Below are 9,019 nucleotides of genomic sequence, written 5' to 3'. Positions count from 1 at the left end.
GCGGGTCGAAAGCCCATGCATTCACTTCCTTGGGTGAGGTCGGTGACTCCTTCTTGCCCAACCTAATCTGGTTGGTGCCTTCCTCAGTTCAGTAACGTCGAGCGATGCGGAAGCGGAACGACCGCAACAGCTCCCATAGCGGGCAGGAACCGGCCGTTCACACGCTCAACGTCTGTCTGCCCAGCACGCGCAGCTCGATGCCGCATCGGCTGCACCGGCTGCACCGCCGGACGTTCCTCCTGGCCATACCTCCAGGAGCCCCTCGTCCGACGGCGCGGACCAGAGTCATTCCTCGTCGGTGGCATCCGAATCGCGCAGCGGACGCAGGCCGCCGGGCAGGTCGGGAAGCCGGAAGCCCACGACACGGTCGTAGCTCTCCAACACGATCTGCTCCAGACTGCGAAGAGACCGGCCGCGATCCACTCGTTACGTCGGGTTCCCATCGTGGTTGCCGAGCACGATTGATCGGCGTGCTTCTCGTACGAGCCGCCGAAGACGAGTTTCGCGACGAAACACGATCCGGTCCGGGATCCGTGGGTTGCGACAGCCCCACGGGGGTGTCTCGAGATGCGGTGGCAGGAGGGCCTCGAACTGGACCCACAAGGGCTCGGTCGCCCATGCTTCGACGGCGGGCACTGGTGCTCCGTTTTCAGATGTAGAGACGTAAAAGTCCCACGTCGAAACGGTTCCCGGGGCCCGCGTCACATCAGCCTGACGCCCCTACCCGCGAAATCTCCTCCAATTGAGCAAACTCAGGAGCAGTCGGTGGACGTCAGCTACTTCGGTGCTCACGGTCAAGTTCCGCTGCGCGTGGCCCTGCTGCTGGCCGCGGTGGCGGGCAGCGCGCGGATCATGCAGTTGCGCACGACCGCCCGCAAGCACCGCCGGGCCGACCACGGGGCTGTGAAAGCCGAGGCCAAGGACTCGTCGAAGGCCCGGCGGTAGCCCGGACTACCGGGGGCCCGCCACAGGGTGCGGCTTGTAGAAGGACTCCTCCAGGTAGGCGGCCTCGTGCGGCTGGTAGGGCTCCTCCAAGTAGGCGGCCTCGTCTTCGTCGAGTGCGACGTCCACCGCGGCGACCGCGTCGGCCAGCTGGGCCGGCTTGGTGACCCCGACGATGGGCGAGGTCACCGCCGGGTTGCGCATGACCCAGGCCAGGGCGACCTGGGCCGCGGACAGCCCCCGCTTGCCCGCGATCTGGTGGACGCGCTCGGCCACTGCCTGGTCCTCGTCGCGGTAGAGGAACTTGCCGCCCTCGTCGGTCTCGGCACGCGCCGTGGCGGTGTCCCGGGCCCGCGTCAGCCTGCCCCGCGCCAGCGGGCTCCACGGGATCACGCCGATGCCCTGGTCGGCGCAGAGCGGGAGCATCTCCCGCTCTGCTTCTCGGTGAATGAGGTTGTAGTGGTCCTGCATCGACACGAACCGGGTCCAGCCGTTCAGGTCAGCCAGGTACAGGGCCTTGGCGAACTGCCAGGCGTGCATGGAAGAGGCTCCGATGTAGCGGACCTTCCCGGACTTGACCGCGTCGTGCAACGCCTCGAGGGTTTCCTCGATCGGAGTGTCGTAGTCCCAGCGGTGGATCTGGTACAGGTCGATGTAGTCGGTCCCCAGTCGCTTCAGGGAGGCGTCGAGCTCGGCGAAGATCGCCTTGCGGGACAGCCCGGCGCCGTTCGGGCCGGGGCGCATCCGCATCCAGACCTTGGTGGAGAGAACGACCTCCTCGCGCCGGGTGAAGTCCTTGACCGCTTGGCCGACGATCTCCTCGCTGCTTCCGGCGCTGTACCCATTGGCCGTGTCGAGGAAGTTGACGCCGCCCTCGAGGGCCTGCTTGATGATGTCCCGGCTGGCGTCCGCGCCCAGTGACCAGGGCTCGCCGCCCCGGTCCGGCTCGCCGAAGCTCATGCAGCCGAGGGTGATGGCGGAGACTTCCAGTCCGGTCGTTCCAAGTTTGACGTATCGCATGCTTCCGAACCTAGGAATTGAAGTGCGTTCTAACGCAATACGTCTCGGTCCGGAATTCGGAGGCGTGCGGCATGTGCGCCCTGTCCACGCTCACGGCTTCGGCGGGGGCGCTGCTGCGTTCCCAGGTCATGACGGTTACGGGATTTGCTACTCAGACCGTGCAGGGCCCGACAGCGCGCCCGCCGGGCTGTTCCCGCGGGAACACGAGTGGGAACAGGACGGCATTCGGTGGAGCGCACTGGCATCGAACTGAGCCGGTTTGGCCCGATTCTCGACATTCCCGCAGGTCACAGTATGTTCAAGAAACAGGTTCGAGTCCCGTTACTCACCCTAAATGATCAGCCCCTGACCTGGGGAAACGGGTCAGGGGCTGATCTCTTTTCAAGTCGCGGCCAAACCGTGGCCCAACGCACCCATCAAAACGGGCCTATCGTCCTGACATGGCGACCATCAGGAAGCGTGAATGGAAAGACGGACCATCACCTACCAGGTCCGGTGGGTGCTGGTCCCCGCGCATGCGGGGCTTCTGCCTCATTCCGCCCCTGCCTGGCCGATGCCAGGCAGGGGCGAATTCGTGTGTTCGGGCTCAGCCGTCGTCGTCCTCGGCCAGGTGCCGGACAACCCGCTTCAGCGCGGCCTCGACCTCGTATCGGCTCTGTCCGGTCGCCGCAGCGTGCGCGTTGATCGCCTTCTGCACCGCCTGCGCGGTCTCCACCGTCAGAACGCCTGCCTGTTGCTCGGCCCGGGCCGCCCGCTCCAACTCGAAGCCCCGCCCCCTTCCGCAGATCACGCAGACGCCGGGCCACGACCTCGCGTGCGGGCTGTGCGGAAGAGGAAGGGATCGTCATGTGGCCTGTCCGGTGCTTCGGGTCAGCGAGTCGCGTACTGGTTGTGCGGCACAGCACGCTCCCATACGGCCTCGAAGGCGTCCACGCAGAGCTTCACCGCCCCCGGGTCCTCAGTGATCTCAGGCCCTTGGGATGCACCGTCCCCAGCGAAGTGGTTCCACTGGGCCAGGCGGCCATCGAACAGCCAGAAGTCATTGCCCGGAAGCGCGAGGTCCGACGCCCGGCGACGGGGAAGCCACCGAACCTGTTCTCCTGCGGCCACGTTGGTGAACGTTCCGTCGTACTCGTACTGGATGTACTCGCTGACTGGCTCGGACACGATCCGGGCTCTCCGCATGACGACCCCGCGGGCCACCGTCTCGGCGACCAGGTCGAGCCACGGCCGCCACCAGGACGCTCTGTCGGCCGGGTCGTGGCGGTGGCCGGCACGCCAGTCGGCGAAGGGGCCACGCTCGTAGTCGACCGCGTAGACGTCGCGCATTTCGAGGTGTACGGCGGACTGAGTGCAGTCTGCGAGGAGCTCACGAAAGCTGGGCGGCACCTTCGACGGCATCGCACGCCTCCCTGATCATGTGCACCATCCTGCCGGGGATACGGATCACTGCTTCGCTGTCCGGGATTCCTGCGGCGTGGCCGGGAAGTTCGAACGCTGCACACTCCGCTCCGAGCTCTGCGTCAGGCTTCCAGCCCTGAAACACGAGTTCCTCCTTGCCGAGGTCGACCCAGACGGTCGGACTCTCGTGGTCGCCCGTGTTCGGGTCGATCCCGATGCACAGTAATGACACGGCGGACTCCGTCCATGTGGTGTGCAGTTGTGTGCAACAACGTCACCGAGCACCGTCAAGGCACGTGCACCCAGAGCCCCCTCATGGCAGCGGTGTGCGCACGCATCTGCACATGACTGGTGCGCACGCACACTCCACGCCTACGGTCGCCCGTATTCCTCACCGACTGCGACGGGGGGCTTACCCGTGACGATGACGCTCAAGGTGTACGAGGTCGACCGGTACGGGCGGACGCGTGTCGTCCGGCCGAAGGGCGAGGTCGTTCCGGCCGAGACGGTGGAGCTGTCGGCCGAGTACCCGGCCTGCCAGTGTGATCGCTGCACGGGCGGGCAGCGATGACCGGCTGCCCCGCACCGGCTCCGGGCACGACCAACTCCGGCTGGTGCCACTGGCACGCCGGCCCGTCCGGAACCGCGGTCCTGATCGACGTCGTCGAGCAGGGCTCGGGCCCGGGCCACGCCCGCTACGCGTGTGCCCCGTGTCGGGAGCAGCGCGGCCTCCGCCCGTACGGCGAGCAGGCGGTGACCGCGCCGGCCACCCGATCGCTCCCGGATCCGGGGTCGCTGACGTGGGACCAGGCCGCGGGCCGGGCCTGCGTCTGGCGCAAGAAGCCACTCACCACCAACACGGTCCGGGTCGGGATCATCCGCGACCGGCTCGGCGTCCACAACCTCGACACCGAGGTGTGGACCGGGCCTTGCCGCGCGGACGTCGGGGGACAGGCCCGGTAGACCCGAGACTCCCGTTCCGGTGGCTCAGTGGGGACTCTCGTACACCGGAGCGGGCCCAGATAGCGCCCGCCCCTGGCCGGACAAGAAAGACAAGGCACGGCCCGGTGTGGACCGGCATGGCCAGTCCCGACCGCGCTGCCCTGCACACCCTGACTCTCTCCACCCTCACCTGGGGGCTCCCATGCCCGCCGAACTGGAGGATCGATGCAGCAGTTACCTCTCAGCGTGGTGTCGCGCCCGAGAACCGCCGTCTGCTGCTCCAACTGTTCCTGCGCAGCGCGGCCGCCAGCGGGCCGGCCGCCTCGTAGGTGGTGCAGTCGGGTGTCTGGCCGGGGTGCTGCGAGTCCTAGATCCGCGAGTTACGCAAGGACTGCCACACAGCACCGGTCAGCGCCCGCGTCGCCCGGGGCACCGACAGCCCTTCGTGCTCGCGGTAAAGCGCCCAGTTGTACGGGATGAGCGACAGCTTGTTGGAGGACAGCGATCCTGCCTGGTGGGCCCTGTACACCGCCAGCGGCTCGGGAAGCCCCCGGGCGGCAGCACCATCACGCATGATCGACAGCCACAGGGCGTAGTCCTGCCTCTTCCGCATCTCCGGCATCAGCCGCGTGCCAAGGACGTTGCGGTCATACATGGCGGTCAGTGCGCCGATGTAGTCCCGGACCAGCATCGCGCGGTAGTCCACGTTCTCCCGCGCGCGGACCACGCGCCCGTTCGGGACGAAGTCGGTGCTCTCGCCGTCGTAGTCGGCGTCCATCTTGAAGTACGAGGTGAACGTCAAAGGCGCCGTGCCCGCCGCGGCGAATTCGATCTGCCGCTCGGTCTTCTCCGGGAGCCACATGTCATCGCTGTCGAGAAAGGCGACGTAGTCCCCTCGGGCCCGCTCGATGGCGAGATTGCGTGCCCGGCCGGCGCCGCCCTGCTCGGGTGCCGATTCCGGCAGGACGCGCTTGTCCTGCCGGGCGAACTCCATGAGCAGGTCCATGGAGCCGTCGGACGACTTGTCGTCGGTGATCAGCAGCTCCAGGTCGCTATGGGTCTGCGTGAGCACCGACCGGACCGCCGCGCCGAGAGTGGCTGCCGAGTTGTACACGGGCATCACGACAGACACCAGGGGCACAGCGCTTCTCTCCTTGCTCGGCCAGGAACGACAGTCCATTCAAACACTGGAATCAGTAGGAGCTGCCATGCACGTTGTTGTCGCTGGTCAGGGCTATGTGGGGCTGCCGTTGGCCGTGCGTGCCGCAGAGGTGGGCCACCGTGTCGTCGGCTACGACGTGAACCCGCGTCGCGTTCAGCAGCTCGCCGCCGGCGAGTCGTACGTGGAGGACGTGGCGTCGCCGCGGCTCCGCACAGTGCTGGACTCCGGGGCCTACTCCGTGACCGCAGAAGCCACCGCGCTGACCCCGTTCGACATCGCGGTAATCACCGTGCCGACCCCTCTGCGGGACGGAGTGCCCGACCTGACCTGCATCGAGTCCTGTGCCCACACGTTGGGCGAGCACCTGCGTGCCGGCGCGGCCGTGGTCCTGGAGTCCACGACCTACCCCGGGACCACTGAGGAGGTGGTGTTACCGATCTTGGAGAAGGTGTCCGGTCTGACCGCCGGCGTGGACTTCCACGTCGGCTTCAGTCCCGAGCGCATCGACCCGGGAAACGGGGCGTGGCCGTTCGAGAAGACGCCCAAGGTGGTGTCCGGCACCGACGCCGCATATTCAGAGGCTTCTACGACGGCGTGGTGGAGACCACAGTTCCGGTCTCCGGAACGAAAGTGGCCGAGCTGACCAAGCTGATCGAGAACACCTTCCGGCACGTCAACATCGCGCTGGTCAACGAGATGGCGATGCTCGCCAGGCCGCTCGGCGTGAACATCTGGGATGCGATCGACGCCGCCGCATCCAAGCCCTTCGGCTGCATGCGGTTCGCCCCCGGCCCCGGTGTCGGCGGACATTGCCTGCCGATCGTCGCCTCCGTCGAGGGAGTTCTGACGCCCCTGCCCCGGTATAGCGACGACCCCGGCCTCTGGCCCCAGGTCGAAGAGGCATGGCGGTGGTGGAACGAAGCGGGCCGCCCCTCGCACGACAGGTTCGGCTACACCCGAGAGCCGGCCGGGGCCGTGCGCGTCTGGTACATCCCCGACGGAACCCGGTGGAACATCCCAGCCCGCGTGTAGTCGGTCCCGCGCCGACGACCGCCCCCGTCGCTCGCGTGCGGTGGGCGCGCATGCTCGCTCCGTGAGGAGCCAGGGGCCCATGGCTCCCCATGCGGGTGCCGCTATCGGTCAGCAGCACCGCATGCGCAGGTGGCCCCGGCCGAACACCAACGTCTCAGTGGCCCTACGGCGGGTACGCGGCGAAGGCTTCGTCGAGGAGACCGCAGTAACCGGCGAAGGCCGACGCCTGGCTGCGAGGGCCGGCCGTACGGCTGACCGCCCGTGCCGTGCGACAGCTCGCCCGCGCAGCACGAGGGCTCGCCCTCCCGCCCGGTTCCGCTATCGCCGCCGGGCTTGCCACGCCGCCTGTACCGCGACCGCGTACAGCGCAGACACGAGCCGGCGGTTCGCCGAGCACCACCGTACCCGGGGTACGTGCGCCGAGGGCCGCGTACCGCATCGGCCAGGCCCGTGCCCAGCGCATCCGCGACGCCCTCACGCTGGTCACATCCGGACCACACCCATAACCCGCGACGACGAGGGCCTGGACTCCCACCGGCGGCCTTACGACCGCGCCGACTCGGGGATGGCTCAGGGCGCCGCACAACCCATCGATTACTGTGAGCGACGCCCCGGTCATCGAGCAAGGGTCAGTGCACCACGACGTTGTTGTTGATGTCGCCGACGGTGAAATTGATCAGGCTGCCGCAGACGAGGGCGCACCATCCGAAGGGCGGAGTGGGGGGAGTGGGGGTCGACGACACCACTACGGTGGTCTCGCCGTTCGAGGCAGCGCACACGTCATTGCCGTTGTAGGCGGCGGTGATGGTGTGTGCGCCTTCGGTGGCGAAGGTCGCGGTGTATGCGGCCGTGCCATTGGATCCGACCGGCACAGTGGCGAGAAGGTCAGGGCCGTCGAAGAATGTCACGCCCAGTCCGCCGCTGGGGTCCCCCGGGCAGCTGACCGTGGCAGTCAGCGTCACTGGTGACCCGACGGCCGCGGTGGTGGGCGACGCCACGACCGTGGTGGTCGAGAGGTCTTGGGCCGCCGCCGGGGTCCCCAGCGCGATGACTGCGGCCAGCGCGGCGAAGAGCGCTGTCTTCCAGAATCTCAATCCCTGCCAACGTCTCACCGACATGACTCCTTGGGCTGTGGGCTTTCCGGGGTATTTGAACTCACCGGACAAGACAGGGACCGTAGTCACCGCTGCGCGGAAGGCAGGAAGGCTCTCGGGCAGGCGGTCCGCTTGGACCAAGCGAATCACTCGCCAGGACTGACGCCCCCTTTCCTTTCGACGGGTGCCGTCAATTCCGATATTTCTCCTGTCCGGGATGCCCGGGGCGGGCCGGACGAGGACCTGCGGAACCGGCTCCGCGCTTTTCCTGCGCCGCTGTGCGACGTCCGTCGCCGTCGGACGCCACCCTCACAACTCGCCCCAGATATCCACATATGTCTCATCAGACACATAAACGTAACTCGTTCGAGTGGCGTGTCGTCAGCCTTCTTGCCGCTTCTTACGCCCAAGTGGCTCACTGGCTGATGTCCGATCAGGGGCCGCCCATCCATCCGCTGGGGCATCAGCGGCAGTGCTGCGATTCCCATGACGCCTCGGCTCGGCAACCCCGATCACGGGTGTCCCGGCGGTGCGATCCAATCCACCGCCCGGTGCCTGCTTTCGCAGGCGGCATCGGCCCGGATGTGGCGGTACAGCTCGCCATCCGACCCGACAGGAGGACTCCGATGGCACCCGTCATCACTTCCATCAGCCCCACCCAGGGCACGGCCGGTACCGTCGTGACCATCACCGGTACCGGGTTCGGCGCCCTCTCCAGTACGCCGACCGCCTCCTTCGGCAACACCTCCGTGAGCGGCACGGTCACCGTTGCCAACACCCAGATCACCGTCACCGCCCCGGGCGCGTGCGCGGGGCAGGTCAATGTCACCGTCACCGTGGGCGCCTCCACCAGCAACGGCAAGCCGTTCTTCTACGTCGCCGCCCCCACGATCGGGGGCGTGAGCGCCAACGTCGGCCCCGACACCTCCCCGCCCCCCACCACCCTCTTCGGCAGCGGGCTCGCCGCGGCCACGGCGGTCACCTTCGGTGCGGCCGGCGCCGGCACCCTCGGCCCCGTCGTCAGCGACTCCCAGCGTTCCGCCACGCCGCCCTCCTTCGCGGTCACCGGAGCCCCGGTGACCGTCAACGTCACGGCAACGAATCCGGGCGGGGTCAGCCCCATCACCGGCGCCGCCGACCAGTACACCTACTACGACCAGCCGACGGCCACCGCCATCTCGCCCAGCACGGGATCGCCGGGCGACAGCGGGGTTCTCATCACGGGCACCGGCTTCTTCGGCGTCAGCGCCGTCACATTCACCGACCCCGCCGGACCGACCGACTTCGCCGCCGATTTCGCCGCGCTCAGTGGCACTCAGCTGATCGTGACGGTCCCCTCGGGCGCCCCGACAGGAACGGCGCTCAACGTCACCGTCACCAACCCCGGCGGCACCACCACCCCCGCCCTCGTCTTCTCCACCTGATA

General features: G+C 67.9%; 10 protein-coding genes and 1 pseudogene. 5 read left to right on the top strand and 6 right to left on the bottom strand.

What is annotated here, in order from left to right:
- Window positions 1-765: 765 nt before the first annotated feature.
- Window positions 766-945: a LapA family protein gene (locus WA762_RS35050; RefSeq protein WP_335941636.1), complete on the top strand. Its 180-nt coding sequence runs from the start codon at window positions 766-768 to the stop codon at window positions 943-945.
- Between the two features lie 6 nt (window positions 946-951).
- Here WA762_RS35050 and WA762_RS35045 read toward each other — a convergent pair whose 3' ends face one another.
- The 4 genes from WA762_RS35045 to WA762_RS35025 all read right to left on the bottom strand — a co-directional run bounded on the left by WA762_RS35045 (window position 952) and on the right by WA762_RS35025 (window position 3,595).
- On the bottom strand, window positions 952-1,962 hold the full coding sequence (locus WA762_RS35045; protein ID WP_335941635.1) for an aldo/keto reductase: 1,011 nt from the start codon (window positions 1,960-1,962) through the stop codon (window positions 952-954).
- A 586-nt stretch (window positions 1,963-2,548) separates the two neighbouring features.
- Window positions 2,549-2,752, bottom strand: a complete 204-nt coding sequence (locus WA762_RS35040; protein ID WP_335941634.1) for a hypothetical protein — start codon at window positions 2,750-2,752, stop codon at window positions 2,549-2,551.
- A gap of 80 nt (window positions 2,753-2,832) precedes the next feature.
- Window positions 2,833-3,363 carry a DUF6879 family protein gene (locus WA762_RS35030; protein WP_335941633.1) on the bottom strand — a complete coding sequence of 177 codons (531 nt, stop codon included), beginning with the start codon at window positions 3,361-3,363 and terminating at the stop codon, window positions 2,833-2,835.
- Window positions 3,332-3,595, bottom strand: coding sequence for a hypothetical protein (locus WA762_RS35025; protein ID WP_335941632.1), 264 nt, complete (start codon window positions 3,593-3,595; stop codon window positions 3,332-3,334). Before WA762_RS35025 ends, WA762_RS35030 begins: the two co-directional genes overlap by 32 nt.
- 186 nt (window positions 3,596-3,781) lie before the next feature.
- Here WA762_RS35025 and WA762_RS35020 point away from each other — a divergent pair, with 186 nt between their 5' ends.
- Both WA762_RS35020 and WA762_RS35015 read left to right on the top strand, forming a co-directional pair.
- Window positions 3,782-3,934: a hypothetical protein gene (locus WA762_RS35020; RefSeq protein ID WP_335941637.1), complete on the top strand. Its 153-nt coding sequence runs from the start codon at window positions 3,782-3,784 to the stop codon at window positions 3,932-3,934.
- A complete protein-coding gene (locus WA762_RS35015; protein ID WP_335941631.1) occupies window positions 3,931-4,326 on the top strand; it encodes a hypothetical protein in 396 nt (131 codons plus the stop codon). The genes WA762_RS35020 and WA762_RS35015 overlap by 4 nt, the downstream gene beginning before the upstream one ends.
- Window positions 4,327-4,672: 346 nt before the next feature.
- Here the strand turns inward: WA762_RS35015 and WA762_RS35010 are convergent, their stop codons facing one another.
- Complete coding sequence (locus WA762_RS35010; RefSeq protein WP_335941630.1) at window positions 4,673-5,446, bottom strand: glycosyltransferase family 2 protein; 774 nt, start codon at window positions 5,444-5,446, stop codon at window positions 4,673-4,675.
- A 67-nt stretch (window positions 5,447-5,513) separates the two neighbouring features.
- Here WA762_RS35010 and WA762_RS35005 point away from each other — a divergent pair.
- A pseudogene (locus WA762_RS35005) lies at window positions 5,514-6,289 on the top strand (nucleotide sugar dehydrogenase); the annotation flags it as partial.
- 839 nt (window positions 6,290-7,128) lie between these two features.
- Here WA762_RS35005 and WA762_RS35000 read toward each other — a convergent pair.
- Window positions 7,129-7,611, bottom strand: coding sequence for an Ig-like domain-containing protein (locus WA762_RS35000; RefSeq protein WP_335941629.1), 483 nt, complete (start codon window positions 7,609-7,611; stop codon window positions 7,129-7,131).
- Between the two features lie 608 nt (window positions 7,612-8,219).
- Between WA762_RS35000 and WA762_RS34995 the strand changes: the two genes are divergently transcribed.
- Window positions 8,220-9,017 carry an IPT/TIG domain-containing protein gene (locus WA762_RS34995; protein WP_335941628.1) on the top strand — a complete coding sequence of 266 codons (798 nt, stop codon included), beginning with the start codon at window positions 8,220-8,222 and terminating at the stop codon, window positions 9,015-9,017.
- Window positions 9,018-9,019: the final 2 nt, after the last annotated feature.

The organism is Streptomyces tyrfis (assembly GCF_037034285.1).
GTDB lineage: Bacteria > Actinomycetota > Actinomycetes > Streptomycetales > Streptomycetaceae > Streptomyces.
This window is presented reverse-complemented; position numbering and strand designations above follow the sequence as displayed.